The sequence below is a fragment of the Meiothermus sp. genome (assembly GCF_026004075.1).
Taxonomy (GTDB): domain Bacteria; phylum Deinococcota; class Deinococci; order Deinococcales; family Thermaceae; genus Meiothermus.
In genome coordinates this window covers 2268220-2286092 of sequence record NZ_BPIK01000001.1, presented here as the reverse complement: position 1 = coordinate 2286092, position 17873 = coordinate 2268220, and the positions used below count along the sequence as shown (strand labels likewise).

Below are 17873 nucleotides of genomic sequence, written 5' to 3'. Positions count from 1 at the left end.
CCCATCGCCAGGGCGGGCCAGTAGACTGGAATTATGCCGCTCAAGCGCCAACTGGCCTGGGTGATTGGTCTACTGGCCTTTATTCCCAACCTGGTGATTGCCCTGACCTTCTGGGCCTCGCTGCAAGGGCAGTCGCTGGAAACCTCGCTATTTTTGCTGATCTGGGTGCTGGTGCTGGCCCTGATTGCCGCCGGTGTGGGTTATTTCCTAGCTAATATATTGCTGCGCCCTATGGACGAACTCACCCGCAGTCTCTACTACCTGCGAGGTGCAGGCCGCACCCTGGCCGAGCTTTCGCTTCCCTCGCCCAAGCAGCCACCCCCCGCCGAGATAGCCCAGCTACGCGAGGGTTTCGAGGAGGTATTGGATCACCTGCGCGAGTTGCTGGAGGCGCGCGAAGCCACCTACGCGGCCCTGACCCACGATCTCAAGACTCCTTTGCTGGCCAGCCTGCGGGCGCTGGAGTACCTGGAGGAGGCCGACAAGATCGGGCCAGAGCGACGCAAAGAACTGCTGAGAAGCATGCGGGATGAGCTGAGTCGGAGCTATTTACTGGTGGAAAACCTGCTCACGGCCAGCCGCCTCGAGGCCCAGCGCATTCAGCCGGAAAACCTCAACCTGCGCTCGATTCTGGAAGACTTTCGCCTGCGCTATGCCCAACAGGCTCAAAAACGCGGTCTGCGCTTAGAAATTGAGGGAGCCGGGCAGGCTCGTGCCGAGCGACTCTTGCTCGAGCGGGCGCTGGCCAACCTGGTTGAGAACGCCCTGCGCCATGCCCAAAGCCGGGTGGTGCTGCGAGCGGGGGATGGCTGGCTCGAGGTCGAGGACGACGGCCCGGGATTGCCCGACAACCTGGAAAACCTTACCCAGCCTTTCCGCAGCCAGCGCCTGCGTGGGGTGCGGGCGGGCAGTGCGGGGTTGGGGCTGTATGTGGCCCGGCGGGTGGCTGAGGTGCACGGCGGACGGCTGGAAAGCCTGGCTTTGCCGGGAGAGGGAACCCGGCTGCGCGTCCGGTTAGCTTAAGCTCCTTGCAGCCAGCATGCTGCACAAACCAGCGTGTGATATTTGACCATGGGTGGCGGGTATCTTTGGAAAGAAGCGGGCAACCCTATCCAGAGCGAATAAAGATTCGCTTATGGCAGTTTCGTGCTGCATTAACGACTTATTAACGTAACGCACCAACCCCCATCTGGGGGTACTTGAACTCAAACGAACTGCCCAAACTCGAGGAGGTATGGCGAGGTGTTTGCAAGCTAGTAAGCAGATAAGAATGTCTGGGGGTTTTACCCTGCTGGAGCTCATTGTGGTGATGGCTATTCTGGGGGTAGCGGCCGGGATCGGCATCCCCCAGATACGTAATATCGGGCAGCGACAAGAAGCGTTGGCCACGGTGGATCAGATCCGCCAGCTTTTCTGGCAGGGGGCTACGGCGGCAGCCAGCCGGGGCGGCACCAACTTTGTGCTGGTGCGCAGCGGCAACACCCTGCAGGTGCAGTCCCAGGTGGATGGAAGCGTACTGCGGAGCGTGACCCTGCCGAATGGGGTGAGCTGTAGCCTAAACAACGGCACACTGGCTACCTTTACCTCCCCTGGAAAAGTAATTTTTTCCAGCAGCTTTCCAGCCAACCGCCAGTTCACCGTAACGGCGGCGGGTCAGACTTTTACCCTGACGGCAACCCTGATTGGGGAGGTGCGACGGCAATGAGAAACCGGGGTCTGACCCTTATTGAAGTGGTGGTGGCTGCAGGTGCGCTGGCCATTGTACTGGGCATTTTCACCACCTTGCTGGTGGGCAATATGCGCCAGACCAGCATTGTGGGAGGCCGGGCACAGGCCAATCAGCTGGGGCTTTTTTTGGGCCGGCAGATTCTCGAGGCCGATGAACGGGCCGTTCCTGACGAGGGCGAGAGCCTCACCTGGGGTTATGGCCAGTTAACCAACGCCACCAGCGGCTTTCCCAGCCTTACCAGCGAGCGGCAGTTTGCCAACCTGGCCCTCTATCGTGCCAGCGTAACCAACCAGGGAGTCCCTTCCTGGGCCAGCAGCAACTGGCAGATTAGCCAGTACCGCATTGAGGTTTGCTGGCGCAGTCCGGAGGGGGAACAGTGTGTCAACCAGAGCATCATCGGCCCTTCCCCAGCACGGGTGGGAGCCGAGATTAACAGCGGTATCAACTGAAGGAGGTTACTTTGCGCCCTCGAGGTTTCACAGTCCTGGAATTGCTGCTGGCCCTGCTGGTGCTGGTGATCGTGATGGCACTGGCTTTTAATACCAGCATCCAGGGTCTACAGCTCAACCAATCCAACGAGGCGGTGAGCGCGGCCCAGAACAAGGCCCGGCGGGTGCTGGAAGTGATGAGCCAGGATTTGCGCACGGCGGCGTTTGCCATCGTGACCCACACCCCCTTCAACAGCAACGCCACCAGTATTTCCTTTGCCCAGGTGGCTGGGGGGGCCGGTTACACCATTACTGCGGTGGCTGGTAACAGTCTCACTTTGGTGAGTAGCTCGCCCACCATCGCCGCTGAGATTCCTGTGGGCAGTCGGCTGGTAGTTATAGACGGTAACGATAACGCGGTGCTAACCCGCACCACTGCGCTGCCTGTGCTAAGTGGTGTCAATACCTACACTCTAACCACCACCTGCAACAACCTGCCGGTTACCGCCACCTCTCAGACCCTGGCCTCGGTGGTTAGCCTGCTGGGCTACAGCTACGATGCAGCCAACCGCAAGCTGGTCTACCAGGCTTTGGGCGATGCAGCTTCTACCGATGTGGCCTACGATGTGAGTAGTTTCCGCATCGACTACGTCTATCAGCAGCGCAACGATTCTTCGGTTAGCGAAGAGCGCAACCCCAGCGGCTATCTGGTGAGCGGCCGGGTACAGCCCTACTTCACCAGCGGTGGGTCGGAGTTTACGCTGCGGCGGCTACAGTTCACCCTAGGGGTTCAGGTGCCGTTGCGCGGGCGCAACGTGGAGCGAACCTACACCGGGCAGGTGGACATGATCAACAACCTCTACTATCAGGCCAAGGTGGTGAGCATATGCAACCCATGAGGGATCGCCAGGGCATCGCGATTGTGGTAGCCCTGACCATTATTCTGCTGTTGAGCGTGGTAAGCACCTTAATGTTCACACGTTCCATCAACGACTTGCGTACCAGCCGGGATAACACGGCCATGGCCCAGGCCATCAACCTGGCCCGGGGAGGGGCTGTGGCTGCTAGCGCGCTGATGTCCTACGAGGTGCGGGCCAGCCTCGAGGGTATCGTACGTTCGGGGAACCCCAGCCTGGGCGGCATCAGTACCAGCGATATCTGGTACTACGGAGGCAACGCCACCCAGCCCATCGCCTCCACGGTAGCGGCCCGGCTGGCTTTGCTGGCCAATACCCTTCAGACCAGCCTCAATACCGCCATCTGTGGCCGCAACTTTGCGCCGGATGGTTCAGGTGCCACGGTACAAGTGCGCGTGCACTTTACCACCGCCCCGGCCTGCGGCCAGGCCTTTCCCTCCTCGGCCCAGCTTCCTTCCGGATATGTGGTAGACGACGACAACAACCCGGCCACGCCCCTTACCCGCCAGGTGCAGGGGTATGCCCTGCCCTACGTGATGGTGGTCACGGCTTCTCCTGGCACCCCTTACCAGCGGAACGTGATGGTGCAGGGTGAGTATCGTTTCTTGCTATCTAACGGGAGCTTCGCCCGCTACGCGCTGTTTACCAACCGGCACCGCAACCGCGCCAATAGCTCGATCTGGTTTACCGGCAATACCCTGTTTGATGGGCCTGTGCACACCAATGAGCGCTTCCGGTTCTCCTTCAACCCCTGGTTTGGTGGCTATGTGACCAGCGCAGGCTGCACCGATGCTGGGGCCAGCCGTTGCAGTGGCTCCATCAGTCCCGGTGCTTTTTTTGGGTCAGGTACAAGTTCTACTTTCCTATCGCCCGGCCAGATGACCAACCCCAATGCCCCTTCCTGGACCAGTGGTGGCATTACCCATGCCCCGGTTTTTGAAGGCAATCCCAGGGTGAACTGGCAGGAGCCGTTTATCCCCATGCCGGCCAACAACCAGAACCAGCGCGACGCGGCCAATGCCGGGGGGTTATACCTCAACTTCGATGTCGCACGGATCACCCTGTACGCAGGGGATGCCAGTGGGACGCGGCCTACCTGCAACGCCTCGGGGGTTTGTACGCCGGCCACCTCGCCCTACCAGTACATCGAGGTCTGCCGGACCACTGCCTGTACCGGCAGCGATCGCCAGCTTTACCGCTACGACGCCAGCGGGGCGCTCTATCGCCACAACGGAAGCTGGCCCGGCGTACTGGTGCGGACGGGTTTCAACGGGATGATCTTTGCCGACGGCAGCATCAACAACCTCACCGGCCCGGCCCGCTCCGATGCTAGCAATCCCAACACCGCTCCTCCGGCACTGGCCAGTTTTGCGCAGATTACCGTAGCCAACGCTGGTAGCGGTGAGAATATCCGAATCCAGGGTGACCTTAAGTACCAGAGCCCGGCCTGCAGTGGTACGCCCACCCGCAGCGGCAGCACGGTGACGCGGGCTACCTGCAACAACCTCTCCGCCGACAATATCCTGGGGGTATACAGCCAGGATGGGGATATTCTACTGGGCAACGGCACCAACAGCTCCCTGCAGGATCTGACCATTCATGGGGTGCTGATGACCTCGAGGGGCGAGGTGGCGGTGCAGAACTACAACAGCATCTCTCCCCGCGGTTCAATCCGCTTGCAGGGGGGGATTATCCAGTACACCTACGGGGCCTTCGGGCAGTTCAACAGCTCCACAGGCCAGATGATTCAGGGCTATGCTCGCCAGTTCACCTACGACCCCCGCATGCAAGACCGGGCGCCGCCCTTCTTCCCGACCACCGGGGTGGTGCAGGTGAGCGTGGCCACCCCCCTCAGCTTTGGCCAGCGCGAGCAGGTGTACTAACCGGGCTTTCACGCTTCCACAGCTTCCTGAAAAGCCAGGGGGGCTGTGGAAGGCTTTTTATCAGGCTGCAACTTGCTAATCTATAGCTGGATGCGCCTTCTGATTGCCGACGACCACCCTTTGTTTCGCATGGGCCTGCGGGCGGCCCTCGAGCGTGAGGGCTTTGCGGTGGTGGCCGAGGCGGGTGATGGCCAGGAAGCAGTCAAGCTGGGCCTGGAACTGCTGCCCGATGGGGTGCTGCTGGATGTGCGCATGCCCCAGATGGATGGCATCGCGGCTACTCGGATGTTGCGAGAACGGCGCTATGGCGGACTTATTGCCCTGCTAACCACCTTTAACGAACCCGTGCTGGTTCAGCAAGCTGCCTACGCCGGTGCCGACGCCTACTGGTCGAAAGAGCTGCCCCCGGAGGCTTTGGCTGAGCGTCTGCGCAGGCTGGGCCTGGGGCTGGAGCCCCGCTTGCGGGCCCCCGAGCTGCCCAAACTAACCGCCCGCGAACAAGAAGTCTTGCAGTGGATGGCCCAGGGCCTCTCCACCAAAGAAATTGCCCGCCATCTGCACATCTCGCCCGAAACCGTCAAGGATCACCTGGTGCGGCTCTATGAAAAACTCGAGGCCCGCAACCGCGTGGAGGCGCTCGAGCGGGCCCGCAGCCTGGGGCTGCTGAACACATAGGGAGAACCCCTGGCCTGGCTGGACACCCGCTGCGTTGAGAGGAGTGGGCTTCTGGGCTTGATATGGGTTATAATTCCAACCATATTCATGAGACTTGATGTGCGTATGGGGGCATTTAATGCTAACGACACGAGGTGTTGCGCTGGTTTCAACGCTGGTATTCATGTTTATTGTCATCATTCTGGTTAGCATTGCCTCGCTTACATCGCTCTCCAACCGCCGCAATGCCCAGGATGCCCTGCGCACCTCGCAGGCGCAATTCGCCGCTGAGGCAGGGCTCGAGCGGGCCGTGGCCCGGCTGTGGCACCAGGTGCTGGCCAATGCCACTTCTCGAAGCGTGACGGCCTATGCCGCTGAGCTAAACCGTATTGGCCTATCCAACGGCGCTGCCATAGCCAGCCTGTTTGGCGCTCCGCAAAGCCTGGGGGATGGCTCGAGCTTTGTAGTGCAGGTCTCGCGACAAGACGATACCAGTACCGACCCCGACGCCATCGTGCTGACTGTCACTTCCACCGGCACCCTGGCCGATGGAACCACCCGGCGTTTGCGGCAGGTCTTCCGGGTAGACCGGGCCTTCTTCCCGTTCGACTATGCCCTTCTGACCAACAATGCCGAGTGCATTTTCTGCCACCTGGACGTAAAAAGCCTGGATGCTTTGCGGGGTAACCCCAACCCCAGCGACCCCAGCACCTGGTGGCGGCGGGCCAAGGTGGGGGTGCTGGAAAGCCTGATCATGCGCGACGACGAAGAAGCGGGTGTAGTGCATGGCTCGCTGGTGACTCGAGGCACCATCAGCCGGCAGTACAGCGGCGCTGTAGGCCCCTCCAACCGCTACTACACCACTATGAACCCGGGTGATACCCGCATTCGCTCAACCACTCTCATTACAGCCACCCCGGCCGACTGCTCGACCCCTAGCAACTGCACCACCCCGCAAAACCTCTACTACAACTACCCCGATAGCAGCAATCTGGCGGCGTTTGGCAACCGCTTTCCCGATGGCGAGCTGCCCGATCGCTTTCCCCTGCCCATCCCGGATACCAACAACAACCGACTCATCGACGATGCCGAGTGGAACGCCGAGGTGAGCTCGAGCCTGGCCGGAACCAACGAGAGCTACAGCGCGGGCACCCTTAGGGCGGCTATGGTCCTCAACCCCAGCGGCGGCGTGGCCTGGCCGGGCGGGAGCGCGGTGCAGACCCGAACCTCGGCCGATCTGGGCCAGAACCCCACGAATGTGCTGCTGGATGGCTCTGTCATCCCGATTGAGCTGAGCGGTACGGTGTTCATTAATGGAGATGTGGTGCTGAGGGGATTTGTTCGCGGCAGTGGCACCCTTCTGACCCGCGGCAACCTCTACGTGATGGGGGATCTGACCTACGACTGCGGTACTGGGAGTACCCTGGTTCCCTGCGATTACAGCAACCCCAGCCGCCTACCCCAACTCAACCTAATAGCAGGCGGCAATTTAGCGGTAGGCGACTTTATGACCGTTCAAAGCGACATAGAAAGCCTAACCGAAGAGCAGATGCTCAGCGCACGCTCCAACCAACCTACCATCAGCTTTTGTAGAGAAAACCCCACCAATGCTGCCTGCTACCCAGAAGAGCGCCCGCGCCCCAACCTGGCTCTTACCGAGATAGCCAATTTCAACCGGCGGGAGCTGCAACGCTACCTGCGCGACAACAGTTACCGGTCGCGCTTTTATACCTTTGGCGAGAATCAAATCTATTTTGCTGCTGGCTGTAGCCACCAACCACAAAGGTATGCAGAGTACAGCACCATTACGGCAGGGGCTCGAGTCTCCTTCTGCCGCGGCGACACGGTGCTGAGCAGCACCACCCTCACGGCTGAACAGGCCCAGAGCATCCTGGCCCGCGCGGCCCGTTACGAGGTGACCTCGAGCACCTTCACCAACGGCATTCTCAAGAACCTCTGGGCCAACTCCATGAACGCTCGAGGCACCGGCCCACTCCGCACCGATGGCCTGCTCTACTCGGCCAATGCAATTTTTGGCCTGTCCCAGCGCAAGTACCCCAAGCTCAACGGGCGTTGGGATCTGCGCGGGGCTTTGGTAGCTGCCGACACCGGCATCTTTGTGCCGGGCCCCGGAGACGGCACCGCGGGCCTGACCATCTACCACGACAACCGCCTGCGCCCTCGAGTACCCGGTGGGCAGCAGGCCCAGCTTAGAAGAGGTATATGGGAAGTGATTGGGCAGTGAGCAGATATTCGCAAAGGGGCATTAGCCTGGTGGAGTTTCTGATTGTGCTGGCCGTGCTGGGCATCCTGCTGGGGGTGGGTTTTGTCTCGCTAAACGCGTACCGACAAAGCCTGGTCATCCGCGAGGCGGCTACTCAGGTCGCGACTGAACTCCTTAGTATTCGCCAACAAGCCCGCCGGCAGTCGCTCAACTTCTCCTTTCAAGCCAGTGCTGGCGGCAGCACCTACAAAGTGGGCCGTACCAGCGAGCTGGCGTTGCTGACCAGCAAGCCGTTGCCTGCGGGCGTGGTTTTCCAGAGCGTTCCTTCTGGTGGAGGCAGCATTACCTTTATGGCTCCGTACGGTATTGTCAACGCGGCCAACCGTACTTTTGCGCTCCGGGGGCCGGGCAACCGGGTACTTAATGTGCACATTGTGGGCAGCACCGGCAAGGTGGTGGTGCGTGCGCCGTAACGCTTTCTCCCTGGTAGAGGTGATGGTGGCCCTGGCCATCCTTTCCATCACCATTTTGATGTTGAGCTACTTTGGCTCGAGCTTCTCTCTTACCCGGGGTGCCCAGATAGACACCCAGGCCCAGGCTTTTGCTCGCAGCTACTTCGACACCCTGCGGGCTAGCTGGTCGACAAGGGCGGCTTTTACTGCGGGAACACCCCCCTCCGTAGCGCTTCCCAGCAGTTTTAGAAACCTCACCGTTGCCACCGAAGACGTTCAAACCATCGGAACCCAGGTGGTGCTGCGCCGGGTGACCCTTCAATTCACCGGCCCGCAAAACCGGGCTTACCGTTTCGTTACCGAAGTGGTAGGGCCACCCCAGTAGAGGCGTTATGCACAAAAACGGTCTTAGCCTTGTTGAAATGCTGATTGCAGCCGTTGTTGGGGTGGCCATTCTGACCTTAATTGCCGCCGGGTTGCGCAGCAGCAGCGATAGCCTTCGCTTTGTACAAAATGCCCAGCTCCTCACCGAAGACCTGCGCAATGCCGGTAACCTGGTGAGCGATTATCTTTCTACGGCGGCTTTTATATACCCCCCTGGTACAACCCTCACCATTGGAAGTGCGGGGGGTTATAGCGTACGCAACCCGCGCACCAACAGCAATACCTGGCAGATTGGCCTGGATCCGGCCATTGCCCTGCTCCAGCCCCCTCGAGTAGAGGGTGGGGTGGAAGTGGTGAAGTTTGTGATGATTTACCCCCTCAACCGGGGCTGGGTGGTCGCGCGGGCCAGCGGGGCCGAGAACCCCGGCCCCGACCCTGCCAACAACGATAAATGGCTGCTGTACATCTACGAGCGTAACCTGGTGGTGGGCAGCAACCGCCTGCCCAATGGACTGCCGGCTATCATGCCCACCACCGTACCGGGCAGCAGCGGCAACCTGCTGGCTGACTATGTGCAGCCGGGCGGTTTTGTGGTGAATTTTGCCGACTGCTTGGGCTTTGACGAGGAAGGTCTGGCCACCCCGGTGCCTTGCCCGACCACCCCACCTGTACCGCTTCGGGCCGAGCACAGCGCGGTGCGGGTGCGCTTTTCGTTACAGGGCGAGATAAGGCAGGGCGGGCGTGACTCCCGCGTGCCAGCCAGCCCTCTGCGCTTTGAGGCAGCCCCTCGTAACCTGCCCCAGCGGCTCAGCGAAATTAGCCTGAACTAATCGCGCCCGGCCGACAGCACTGCCAGGAAAGCCTCCTGCGGCACGTCCACCTTGCCGATGGCCTTCATGCGCTTTTTGCCTTCCTTCTGCTTTTCCAATAGCTTTTTCTTGCGGGTGATGTCGCCGCCGTAGCACTTGGCCAGCACGTCTTTGCGCAAGGCCTTGACGGTGGCACGGGCAATAATCTTGCCCCCGATGGCCGCCTGGATGGGCACCGCAAACTGCTGGCGGGGGATAACCTCGGCCAGCTTGTCCACAATCTCGCGCCCAATGCCATAGGCTTTGTCTTTGTGGGCGATAAAGGCCAGAGCATCTACCGGCTCCTCGTTGACCAGGATGCTCACCTTGACCAGATCGCCTTCCTGGTAGCCTGCCTGTTCGTAGTCCATGGAGGCGTAGCCCCGGCTGATGGACTTAAGTCGGTCGTGGAAGTCGTAGAGGATTTCGCCGAAGGGCACCTCGTACACCAGCTCCACCCGCTTGCCCATGTAGTGCATGTTGCCCATCTTGCCGCGCTTTTCCTGCAAAAGCTGCATGATGGAGCCCACATATTCCTCGGGGGTGTACACCGTGAGCTTGACGTAGGGCTCGTAGATGGCCTCGATTTTATCGGGGTTGGGCAGCTCGGAGGGGTTGTGAATCTCGATCTCCTCGCCGCTGGTGAGCTTGACCCGATAAATCACGCTGGGGGCGGTGGAGATGAGGTCGAGGTCGAACTCGCGCTCGAGCCGCTCCTGCACAATTTCGGCGTGCAGCAGCCCCAGAAAGCCGCAGCGAAAGCCAAAGCCCAGCGCCTCGGAGGTCTCGGGTTCAAATGAAAGCGCTGCATCGTTGAGCTTGAGCTTCTCCAGGGCCTCGCGCAGCCGGTTGTACTCCTGGGTGTCGGTAGGGTAGAGGCCGGCAAACACCACCGGTTTGGCCGGCTGGAAGCCCGGATAGGGGGCTTCACAGGGGTTCTGGGCCGAGGTGATGGTATCGCCTACCTGGGCATCGCCAATCTCGCGGATGGCGGCGGTAATCCAGCCCACCTCGCCGGGGCCAAGCTGGCCTACCGGTTCCAGCGTTCCGGGCCGGAAGACCCCTACCTTGTCCACCTCGAAGACCTTGCCGGTAGACCAGATGCGGATGCTGTCACCGGGCTGGATGCTGCCATCCATTACCCGCACGTAGGGAATCACCCCCTGGTAGGCGTCGAAGATGGAGTCGAAGATCAGGGCCTGGAGGGGGTGCTCCGGGCGGCCCTTGGGGGCCGGGATGCGGGCCACGATGGCCTCGAGGATCTCATCCACCCCCTGGCCGGTTTTGCCCGAGGCAAAAATGCATTCGTCGGCGGGAATCCCCAGCACTTCTTCAACTTCCAGGGCCACCTCCAAAGGCTGGGCGCCGGGCAGGTCAATCTTGTTAATCACCGGGATGATGGTGTGTTCGTGCTCCATGGCCAGGTAGAAGTTGGCGATGGTCTGGGCCTCTACCCCCTGCGAAGCGTCCACCACCAGCAACACCCCTTCCACCGCGGCCAGGGCCCGGCTCACCTCGTAGCCGAAGTCCACGTGGCCGGGGGTATCAATCAGGTTGAAGATGTAGGTTTCTCCGGCTTTGCTCTGGTAAAACAGCCGCACCGCGCTGGCCTTGATGGTGATGCCGCGCTCGCGCTCGAGCTCCAGCGAGTCCAAAAACTGCTCGCGCATCTCTCGATCCGAGACCGCCTTGGTCATCTGAAGAATGCGGTCGGCCAGCGTAGACTTACCGTGGTCTACGTGCGCGATGATAGAAAAATTGCGAATCCTCTCCTGCACAGCCTACCCATTGTAGCCGATGCGGTGGGAAAGTCTGTAATCACGGCGGGCGCTTGGCAGGCAAGAGTAATTAGCGGAATGGGCAAGAAAAAGGCGGCGGGTCTGGGTTTGTAGGGCCCACTTCCAGCCTGTAGGTGCCGGGCTCCCCTGCCGGTTGCAGGAAAAGGCCTGCTCCCTCCGTCCCGCGAACCACCCGCAGGGTGTAGTGAGGCCCGCCGAAGATGGGCAGGGAATTCGAGGTCTCGCATTGCAAGCGCCACTGTCGAATCTCGAGCTGGGCTCGAAGGTGGCGACCCAGATCCCCTGTGTTTGCCAGCGGGAGTGGGTAGTTGGGTTGTAAGCGAAAAACCACCCGTTCCCACCCGCCTTCCTCCTCTCTTTCCAAAATGGCAGCGTTCAGTGCAATCAGGCCATAGCGTGAGGACAGAGCGGTCTCGGTGATGGGTTGTGGTGTAACGGTTGATCCTGTGTAAACGAAGCTACAGGCTCCAAGGAACAATGAACAGAGGAAAAGCACAGGGTTCAATCTCATGATTTTTTCTGCGCTCGAGTCCATCAACCTGACGGTTGGGGCCTACCTGAACTCTGAGATTAATAGTACGACAACCTGGGTTTTGGGTGCCAAGTAAATCACCCTCGACAGGGACGACCTCGAGGGGTGCGTGGGCTTGGGGCTGCTCGAGGTGATGTCTCTGGTAGACGACGGCCTGCGGTTCATACTTGCCCTGCATTGACGCCCTCTACTGGGTTCTGTAAAGTTGAGCAGAGCGCATAGATGGGTGCCTAAGGAGGTTTCCATGAAAAAAATCGGGATTCTAGGACTGGCGGTTTTGGCTTCGCTGGGGATGGCCCAGACCAAAATTGGCAACTGCGAAGTGACCGGCCCCAAAGGCCAGTTTCCCATCCGCCCGGCGGTGGCCGGCCAGCTAACGGTGCAGACCAACCTGCCGGGGCCGGGCTTCTGGAACGGCGACAGCCCCGCCACCATCAAGGACGGCTTCGAGTACTGCCTGGCCGCCAACATTGCCCACCGCGCGGGGCTGGACAAGGTGGTGGTGCAGAACGTGGCCTGGGATGCCCTGATTGCCGGCCAGACCCGCAACTTCGACTTTGCCCTCTCGCAGATCACCATCACCGAGGCCCGTAAGCGGGTGGTGGACTTCTCGAGGCCCTACTTCTCCTCGGATATCGGCGTGCTGGTGCGGGCAGCCGACAAAGCCAAGTTCAACGCACCGGCCAGCCTCAAGACCGCCCGCCTGGGGGTGCAGCAGGCCACCACGGCGGCCAAGTTTCTGAGCGAGACCCTCAAGCACCCCCAGAACCTGACCCGGGTCTTCCCGGATGTGGCTGCGGGCTTCACGGCGCTGCGGGCCGGTCAGATTGATGCCTTCATCATCGACACCTCCATCGTGCTCTCGGAGGCGGCCAAGTCGGGGGGAGCCCTGGCGGTGGTGGGCCAGTTCAAGACCGGCGAGAACTACGGAGCGCTGTTTACCAAAGGCAACCCCAACCGGGCCCAGGTCGACAAAATTCTGGAAGCTCTGGAAAAAGACGGTACCCTTAAGAAGCTTTCGCAGACCTACCTGGCCAAGGAATGGGGTATCGATCCCACCACGGTGCCGATCTGGCGCCCCTGATGGCCGAGACAGACCAATTGAAAAACGCTCGCTGGTGACGGCGGGCGTTTTGCTTGATGGGTAGACATGGTTTGCTGTGTAGTGCTATCTTGAGGCGTCTGGGAGTTTTCTGAGGTGGCCCATGTTGTTTTGTCCACAGCCTGGCTAAGGGGGTTGCCCATGGCTAGCGGTGGTCGGATGATGTTTGGGTAGTTCAGCGCCTTGGTCCCGGGCCGGGTTACGTTCCAGTTGCCCGTGATAAGGAGCAGTATGCAAAAAGGTAAGGTCAAGTGGTTCAATGCAGAGAAGGGCTATGGCTTTATCCAGCGCGAAGAGGGGGAGCCGGACGTATTTGTGCACTATAGCGCCATTCAGTCTCGTGGCTTTCGTACCCTGAACGAAGGCGACGTAGTAACCTTCGACATTGAGCCCGGAAAGAACGGTAAAGGCCCTCAGGCCGCCAACGTGAGTGTGGTCGAGCCGGCCAAGCGTTTTTGAGAGTAACCGTCCTAAAGGGAGGGGCAACCAAAGCCCCTTCCTTGCTTCTTATGGGCAGGGCTGGTTCTGATTGATTGGTGCAGGTGGTTTGCAACCGCGCGGCGCGCCATGTGGAAAAAAAGACCCAGCACAACACCACTTGTTGTACTGGGTGCCAACCGAAACCGACCTAGGCTTGCTTGCTCTGGATGAAGTTGATCGCATCCTGTACGGTGCGAATCTTTTCCGCGTCTTCGTCGGAGATTTCCAGCCCGAACTTGTCCTCCAGGCCCATGATCAGCTCTACGGTATCGAGGCTGTCGGCGCCAAGGTCTTCGATAAAGCGGGCTTCGGGCACTACCTTGTCGGCATCCACGCCGAGTTTGTCCACGATCACTTCTCTTACATCGTCTAGGATTGCCATGTTTTAACCTCCATAGATTAGGGTTTATTCTACCGTGCGGGATTCTACCACATCAAAACCAGCCTCGGCTCTGAGTTACAGGGCTCGAGCATTCTAGTGCGGGGTCATGCCGCCATCCACACACAGGGTTTGTCCGTTGATGTAGGCTGCATCATCCGATGCCAGAAAGGCCACGGCCTTGGCCACCTCCTCGGGCTTGCCCAGGCGACCGGCGGGGATTTGCTTGAGGTACTCGGCCACAACCTGCTCGGGCAGTTTGGCGGTCATGTCCGACTCAATAAACCCCGGCGCCACGGCATTGACGGTGATGCCACGGGTGGCGTACTCCTTGGCTACCGACTTGGTGAAGCCAATCAGGCCCGCTTTTGCCGCCACGTAGTTGGCCTGGCCGGGGTTGCCCAGGATGCCCACCACGCTGCTGATATTGATGACCCGGCCCCATCTGGCGCGCATCATCAGCTTGATGGCCTCGCGGGTGGTGTGGAAGATGGCGCTCAGGTTGGTGGCGATGACCGTATCCCAGTCCTCGTCCTTCATACGAATCAAAAGGGTGTCGCGGGTGATGCCGGCGTTGTTGACCAGCACCTCGAGCCCCCCCAGGGCGGCGCTGGCCTCGGCTACGAGTTTTTGAGCCGCTTGCGCACTGCTCAGGTCGGCCCCCAGCACCACCACCTGGCTGGCCCCCAGGGCCCGGGCCTCGGCGGCGGTGGCCTCGGCGGCGGCCTGATTGCCGGCATAGTGCACCGCCAGGGCATAGCCCCGCCGGGCCAGCTCCAGGGCAATGGCTTTTCCGATTCCACGCGACGAACCTGTTACCAGCGCTTTTCGCATACTTCCTCCAGATGTTAGCCTTGCCCTAGCATGGCCAGGCACTCGGCGATTTCTTGCGGGCTGGTTAGCGAACGGGCCTCCACCCCTTCCAGGGTGCGCCCCACCAGGCCGGTGAGTACTTTACCGGAACCGAACTCGAGGTACACCTTCACCCCTTGCGCCTTCAGGTGCTGCAGAATCTCTACCCAGCGCACGGCATGGGTGATCTGTTCCAGCAACAGCTCCCGAATTACCGAAGGGCGGGTCTCGGGCTGGGCCAGCACGTTGGAGTACACCGGGAAGCGGGGGGTGGAGAACTCCACCTGGGCCAGGTCGGCGGCCAGGCGCTCCCGAGCCGGCCGCATCAGCGAGGAGTGAAACGGAGCCGAGACCGGCAGGGGTATGACTCGAGCCCGGTGGCTTTTCAACACTTCAGCAGCCTCTGCAACTCCCTTGGCCGTGCCGGAGATGACGGTTTGCTCGGGCGAGTTGTAGTTGGCGATCTCCACCCCGGCAATGCCGGCGGTCAGCTCCTGAATGGTCTGGGCCGGAACCTTCAAAACAGCCGCCATGGCCCCCGCCCCCACCGGTACGGCTTCTTGCATGTACTCCCCGCGTTTGCGCACTAAGCGCAGGGCGTCTTCCAGACTGAGGGTGCCGGCGGCCACATGGGCCGTCCACTCGCCCAGGCTGTGCCCCGCTGCAAAGCTGGGTAGCGCACCGCCCATTTCCAGATAGGCCTGGAAGGCCGCATAGCCCACCGCCAAAAGGGCCGGCTGCTGGTTGGCGGTTAGTTTGAGTTCCTCCTCCGGGCCTTCCCACATCAGCTTGAGCAGACCGGGCAAAGCAGCCTCGGCCCGATCCAGGGCCTCGCGGGCCGCCCTCGAGCCCTCATAAAGCGCCTTGCCCATGCCAATTTCCTGCGACCCCTGTCCGGGGAACAAAGCTGCAATCATGGTTCACCTCATCAAGGCCACGGCCCTAGTCCGGCTGCCACCAGGTCATCACGCTGGCGGCCCAGGTGAGGCCAGCGCCAAAGGTCACAAAGAGGATGTGGTCGCCGTTGTGGATCTTACCTGCGTCCAGGGCCTCCTGCAGCGCGATGGGCATGGAGGCCGTGGAGGTGTTGCCGTAGCGGTCTACGTTGACCCAGACCTGCTCGGGGGGCAACCCCAGGCGCTCGCGGGCTGCTTCGATGATGCGGGCATTGGCCTGGTGGGGAATCAGGTACTTGATGTCCTCGGGTTTCAGGCCGGCTTTTTCGATGGCCTCGAGGGTCGCGGTGTTCATCACCCGCACCGCAAACTTGAAAACCTCGCGCCCGTTCATGTAGGCGTACTGCCCCATGGGGCTGCCGTCGGGCAGCTTGTCGGCGATACAGCGCAGCATCAGCTCCTTGCCCCCCGAACCGTCGGCCCCCAGCACAAACGACTTGAAGCCGTACCCGTCCGGCACCGGGCCAATGACGGCTGCCCCGGCCCCATCACCAAACAGCACCGCCGTGGAGCGGTCGGTGTAGTCGAGGATTTTGGAGAGGGTTTCGGAGCCGATGGTGAGCACCTTGCGGGCCAGCCCGCTATGCACCATGGCATGGGCCTGGGCAATGGCGTACCCCCAGCCAGGGCAGCCGGCCAGCAGGTCGTAAGCGCCGGCATTCAAACCAAAGCGGTTCTGCACCAGGGCAGCCGTGGCGGGGAAAAGGGCATCGGGGGTGTTGGTGGCCACAATGACCAGATCCACCCCTTCCAGCGCACTTTCTCCATGGCGGCGAATCAGGTCTTCGACTGCCTTGAAGGCCAGGTGGGAAGTGAACTCCCCCTCGGCAGCCAGGCGTCGCTCGCGGATACCTGTGCGACTAACAATCCATTCGTCGGATGTGTCCAGTATCTTTTCAAAGTCGTGGTTGGTCATTACCCGCTCGGGGGCGTAGGTGCCAAGGGCAAGGATACCGGTATTCATTCGCCTCCTAAAGCTGCCCTAAACACATAGGGCACTTCAACAAAGATAACACTCCGCCCCCCCCTTGTGCCGGAATGCGTTTTGGACTAAGTCTAGACGGCAGGCTCGGCTGGGCGCGACAATGGCAGCCTACAAAAGAACGCCCCCGACCGACACCGCTCGTCGGTCGGGGGCTTTTGAAGCCGGTTTTAAGCTTTGACTTCCAGTACTTTTTTCCCGGCGTAATAGCCACAGCTATCACAGACGGCATGGGGCGGTATCATGGCCCCGCAGTTGGCGCACTTGGTGAGAGTGGGGGCTGTTAGGGTGGAGACCGCAGCCCGGCGGATGTCCCGGCGGGACTTGGAGACTTTCTTCTTGGGTACTGGGTGCTTGGCCATCTTGGGTCACTTCCTTTGGGAGTATCAACCCCTGGGTGGGGTTGTGCTCGACAAACCGTTCTCCAATCTACAGGCTGAAGCCCAAAAGGTCAACCTAGCTCCACCCGGTCGCCCTGTTTAAGGCCCAGCTGCTCCTGGGCATTGCCCAGATGGATGGCGACCTCTAAAAGCCCAGCGCTGCCCACATAGGCCAGGGCCGTCCCGACTGGCACTTCGGCGTAGTGCGAAGCCACCGGGATGCGATGATAGCGAATGCGCACCGTTTTGCCACGGATCTGGGCCGGGGTGGCTAATAGGGTGGTGATGGCATTACCAAAGCGGTCAAAGGTCAGAATCTCGCCCTGGTTGCCAAAGTTCAGATGGATGGGCAGGCGCACCAGCTCCGCAACCGGCAACTCCGGGCCAAAGCGGGCTGGCTCAACCCCCGTGGCCAGGTGGGCTGCAACCGGTCCAAACACGTCGCGCCCGTGGAAGGTGGCCGATTTGCGGGGCAGGTGGTAGGCAGGGTTCTCGAGCAGGTACGCCTTACGTGGAGGGTCTTGCAGGTAGGCCAGGGTGAGCAGGCCGTTGTCCGGAGCCACGTAGCAAAGCCGCTCCCCCACTACCAAAACCGCCCGGCGGGAGGAGCCCACCCCCGGATCGACCACCGCCAGCACCACCGATTGCCGGGGTAGATAGGGTACCGACTCATACAGGATGTAGGTGGCCCGATTCAGATCGCCCGGAGGCAGGTTGTGGGCTAGATCGTGAATAACCACACCAGGAGCAGTTTGCCGCATCACCGCCTTGACCACCGCAGCGTAGGGATCGGCTAGGCCAAAATCGGAGAGAAAGAAGATTTCCCGCATCTAAACGCAGTCTATACAAAAAGCGCCCGGTGCACAGCTCACCCTCTAAAAGCCCGCACTTT

The 17873-nt window shown here is 60.9% G+C and carries 19 protein-coding genes; 12 read left to right on the top strand and 7 right to left on the bottom strand.

Annotation, left to right across the window (positions count from 1 at the left end):
- The first annotated feature begins 33 nt into the window (after positions 1-33).
- The 10 genes from Q0X18_RS11060 (at position 34) to Q0X18_RS11015 (ending at position 9501) form a co-directional block, all read left to right on the top strand.
- Positions 34-1023, top strand: a complete 990-nt coding sequence (locus tag Q0X18_RS11060) for a sensor histidine kinase KdpD (protein ID WP_297562314.1) — start codon at positions 34-36, stop codon at positions 1021-1023.
- A 223-nt stretch (positions 1024-1246) separates the two neighbouring features.
- Positions 1247-1705: a type II secretion system protein gene (locus Q0X18_RS11055; RefSeq protein ID WP_297562311.1), complete on the top strand. Its 459-nt coding sequence runs from the start codon at positions 1247-1249 to the stop codon at positions 1703-1705.
- Positions 1702-2178 (top strand): prepilin-type N-terminal cleavage/methylation domain-containing protein, encoded by a 477-nt coding sequence (locus Q0X18_RS11050; RefSeq protein ID WP_297562308.1) that lies wholly within the window; start codon positions 1702-1704, stop codon positions 2176-2178. The genes Q0X18_RS11055 and Q0X18_RS11050 overlap by 4 nt, the downstream gene beginning before the upstream one ends.
- Before the next feature lie 11 nt (positions 2179-2189).
- Positions 2190-3056: a prepilin-type N-terminal cleavage/methylation domain-containing protein gene (locus Q0X18_RS11045; protein WP_297562305.1), complete on the top strand. Its 867-nt coding sequence runs from the start codon at positions 2190-2192 to the stop codon at positions 3054-3056.
- Positions 3044-4957: a DUF4900 domain-containing protein gene (locus tag Q0X18_RS11040; RefSeq protein WP_297562302.1), complete on the top strand. Its 1914-nt coding sequence runs from the start codon at positions 3044-3046 to the stop codon at positions 4955-4957. Before Q0X18_RS11045 ends, Q0X18_RS11040 begins: the two co-directional genes overlap by 13 nt.
- 90 nt (positions 4958-5047) lie before the next feature.
- Positions 5048-5632 (top strand): response regulator transcription factor, encoded by a 585-nt coding sequence (locus Q0X18_RS11035; RefSeq protein ID WP_297562299.1) that lies wholly within the window; start codon positions 5048-5050, stop codon positions 5630-5632.
- Positions 5633-5795: 163 nt separating this feature from the next.
- A complete protein-coding gene (locus Q0X18_RS11030; protein WP_297562296.1) occupies positions 5796-7856 on the top strand; it encodes a hypothetical protein in 2061 nt (686 codons plus the stop codon).
- Complete coding sequence (locus Q0X18_RS11025) at positions 7853-8308, top strand: Tfp pilus assembly protein FimT/FimU (protein WP_297562293.1); 456 nt, start codon at positions 7853-7855, stop codon at positions 8306-8308. The genes Q0X18_RS11030 and Q0X18_RS11025 overlap by 4 nt, the downstream gene beginning before the upstream one ends.
- Positions 8298-8672: a prepilin-type N-terminal cleavage/methylation domain-containing protein gene (locus Q0X18_RS11020; RefSeq protein ID WP_297562291.1), complete on the top strand. Its 375-nt coding sequence runs from the start codon at positions 8298-8300 to the stop codon at positions 8670-8672. Before Q0X18_RS11025 ends, Q0X18_RS11020 begins: the two co-directional genes overlap by 11 nt.
- 37 nt (positions 8673-8709) lie before the next feature.
- On the top strand, positions 8710-9501 hold the full coding sequence (locus Q0X18_RS11015) for a type II secretion system protein (RefSeq protein WP_297562288.1): 792 nt from the start codon (positions 8710-8712) through the stop codon (positions 9499-9501).
- Here the strand turns inward: Q0X18_RS11015 and lepA are convergent.
- Positions 9498-11297, bottom strand: a complete 1800-nt coding sequence (gene lepA, locus Q0X18_RS11010; protein WP_297562285.1) for a translation elongation factor 4 — start codon at positions 11295-11297, stop codon at positions 9498-9500. The genes Q0X18_RS11015 and lepA overlap by 4 nt on opposite strands.
- A gap of 797 nt (positions 11298-12094) precedes the next feature.
- Between lepA and Q0X18_RS11005 the strand changes: the two genes are divergently transcribed.
- Both Q0X18_RS11005 and Q0X18_RS11000 read left to right on the top strand, forming a co-directional pair.
- Positions 12095-12934 (top strand): ABC transporter substrate-binding protein, encoded by an 840-nt coding sequence (locus tag Q0X18_RS11005; protein WP_297562282.1) that lies wholly within the window; start codon positions 12095-12097, stop codon positions 12932-12934.
- A gap of 249 nt (positions 12935-13183) precedes the next feature.
- Positions 13184-13411 carry a cold-shock protein gene (locus tag Q0X18_RS11000; RefSeq protein ID WP_297562279.1) on the top strand — a complete coding sequence of 76 codons (228 nt, stop codon included), beginning with the start codon at positions 13184-13186 and terminating at the stop codon, positions 13409-13411.
- 169 nt (positions 13412-13580) lie between these two features.
- On the opposite strand, the gene acpP is transcribed toward Q0X18_RS11000, so the two are convergent.
- From acpP to Q0X18_RS10970, 6 genes are all read right to left on the bottom strand, one after another.
- Positions 13581-13814 carry an acyl carrier protein gene (gene acpP, locus Q0X18_RS10995; RefSeq protein WP_297562276.1) on the bottom strand — a complete coding sequence of 78 codons (234 nt, stop codon included), beginning with the start codon at positions 13812-13814 and terminating at the stop codon, positions 13581-13583.
- A 93-nt stretch (positions 13815-13907) separates the two neighbouring features.
- Entirely contained in the window at positions 13908-14645 is a 738-nt protein-coding gene (gene fabG, locus Q0X18_RS10990) for a 3-oxoacyl-[acyl-carrier-protein] reductase (RefSeq protein ID WP_297562274.1), read from the bottom strand.
- A gap of 14 nt (positions 14646-14659) precedes the next feature.
- Entirely contained in the window at positions 14660-15580 is a 921-nt protein-coding gene (fabD, locus tag Q0X18_RS10985) for an ACP S-malonyltransferase (RefSeq protein WP_297562272.1), read from the bottom strand.
- Positions 15581-15605: 25 nt separating this feature from the next.
- Positions 15606-16583, bottom strand: a complete 978-nt coding sequence (locus Q0X18_RS10980) for a beta-ketoacyl-ACP synthase III (protein WP_297562270.1) — start codon at positions 16581-16583, stop codon at positions 15606-15608.
- Between the two features lie 188 nt (positions 16584-16771).
- Positions 16772-16963, bottom strand: a complete 192-nt coding sequence (gene rpmF / locus Q0X18_RS10975; RefSeq protein WP_297562268.1) for a 50S ribosomal protein L32 — start codon at positions 16961-16963, stop codon at positions 16772-16774.
- Positions 16964-17052: 89 nt separating this feature from the next.
- The gene (locus Q0X18_RS10970) at positions 17053-17811 is read right to left on the bottom strand and encodes an S-adenosyl-l-methionine hydroxide adenosyltransferase family protein (protein WP_297562266.1); all 759 of its coding nucleotides are present in this window, start codon (positions 17809-17811) and stop codon (positions 17053-17055) included.
- Between the last annotated feature and the right edge of the window lie 62 nt (positions 17812-17873).

Bases quoted from the DNA above. Each gene is read 5' to 3' on its own strand.
- Q0X18_RS11030 (WP_297562296.1), top strand. From the start codon at position 5,796: ATGTTTATTGTCATCATTCTGGTTAGCATTGCCTCGCTTACATCGCTC.
- Q0X18_RS11000 (WP_297562279.1), top strand. From the start codon at position 13,184: ATGCAAAAAGGTAAGGTCAAGTGGTTCAATGCAGAGAAGGGCTATGGC.
- rpmF (WP_297562268.1), bottom strand. From the start codon at position 16,963: ATGGCCAAGCACCCAGTACCCAAGAAGAAAGTCTCCAAGTCCCGCCGG.
- fabG (WP_297562274.1), bottom strand. From the start codon at position 14,645: ATGCGAAAAGCGCTGGTAACAGGTTCGTCGCGTGGAATCGGAAAAGCC.
- Q0X18_RS11060 (WP_297562314.1), top strand. From the start codon at position 34: ATGCCGCTCAAGCGCCAACTGGCCTGGGTGATTGGTCTACTGGCCTTT.
- Q0X18_RS11005 (WP_297562282.1), top strand. From the start codon at position 12,095: ATGAAAAAAATCGGGATTCTAGGACTGGCGGTTTTGGCTTCGCTGGGG.
- Q0X18_RS11035 (WP_297562299.1), top strand. From the start codon at position 5,048: ATGCGCCTTCTGATTGCCGACGACCACCCTTTGTTTCGCATGGGCCTG.
- Q0X18_RS11015 (WP_297562288.1), top strand. From the start codon at position 8,710: ATGCTGATTGCAGCCGTTGTTGGGGTGGCCATTCTGACCTTAATTGCC.
- Q0X18_RS11050 (WP_297562308.1), top strand. From the start codon at position 1,702: ATGAGAAACCGGGGTCTGACCCTTATTGAAGTGGTGGTGGCTGCAGGT.
- Q0X18_RS10970 (WP_297562266.1), bottom strand. From the start codon at position 17,811: ATGCGGGAAATCTTCTTTCTCTCCGATTTTGGCCTAGCCGATCCCTAC.
- Q0X18_RS11040 (WP_297562302.1), top strand. From the start codon at position 3,044: ATGCAACCCATGAGGGATCGCCAGGGCATCGCGATTGTGGTAGCCCTG.
- Q0X18_RS10980 (WP_297562270.1), bottom strand. From the start codon at position 16,583: ATGAATACCGGTATCCTTGCCCTTGGCACCTACGCCCCCGAGCGGGTA.
- acpP (WP_297562276.1), bottom strand. From the start codon at position 13,814: ATGGCAATCCTAGACGATGTAAGAGAAGTGATCGTGGACAAACTCGGC.
- fabD (WP_297562272.1), bottom strand. From the start codon at position 15,580: ATGATTGCAGCTTTGTTCCCCGGACAGGGGTCGCAGGAAATTGGCATG.